Origin of the sequence: Chloracidobacterium sp. (assembly GCA_025057975.1) — a bacterium.
Taxonomy (GTDB): Bacteria; Acidobacteriota; Blastocatellia; order Chloracidobacteriales; family Chloracidobacteriaceae; genus Chloracidobacterium.
This window is the reverse complement of sequence record JANWUV010000063.1, coordinates 1-552: the sequence shown is the minus strand read 5'-3', so window position 1 is coordinate 552 and position 552 is coordinate 1. Positions and strand designations below refer to the sequence as shown.

Genomic DNA, 552 nt, shown 5'->3' with positions numbered 1-552 from the left:
TTGACAAAAACACCCCTATAATTCCTGCCAAATGGGCGCCGAGCAACAGCGCAAAAAACATGAGAACTGGATTGATATTTAATGCATCCTTCATCACCCTTGGCATAAGCAGGTTCTCCTCAATTTGCTGCGTAATGATACAGACGACAATCACCAACAAACTCAGCGTAAGTCCTTGGGGAAGAACAATCAATGCTACTAATGTCACCCCAATGGTTGCACCAATCCCTGGGATTAAATCGAACAGCCCCCCGATAACCGATAGGAACAGGGCTTGTTCCAAACCCATCAACCAGAACACCACAAAGATAGATACTGCAAAAAAGCAAGAGAGCAAGAAACGTCCCCAGAAGAAACCGAGAAAATTTTTCCGTACTGCCGGTGTTAACCGACTTCGCCAGGGTTCAGGGATGAAACCAACCAGAAACCACCAAATTCTCGCCCCATCAAATAACATAAATAGTGCAACAATAATCACAATCACGAAGTACAGCAAGCTATAGCCACGTGGGTGGACAGTGAAGCCTGTCCGCTCAACCTTGCTCCGACGGC

Annotated in this window: 1 protein-coding gene; it reads right to left on the bottom strand. The window is 46.4% G+C overall.

The window, feature by feature from the left end:
* Nucleotides 1-484: AI-2E family transporter (locus NZ585_15090; protein MCS7081353.1), on the bottom strand; the 484-nt coding region annotated here is incomplete at its 3' end.
* Nucleotides 485-552 lie beyond the last annotated feature (68 nt).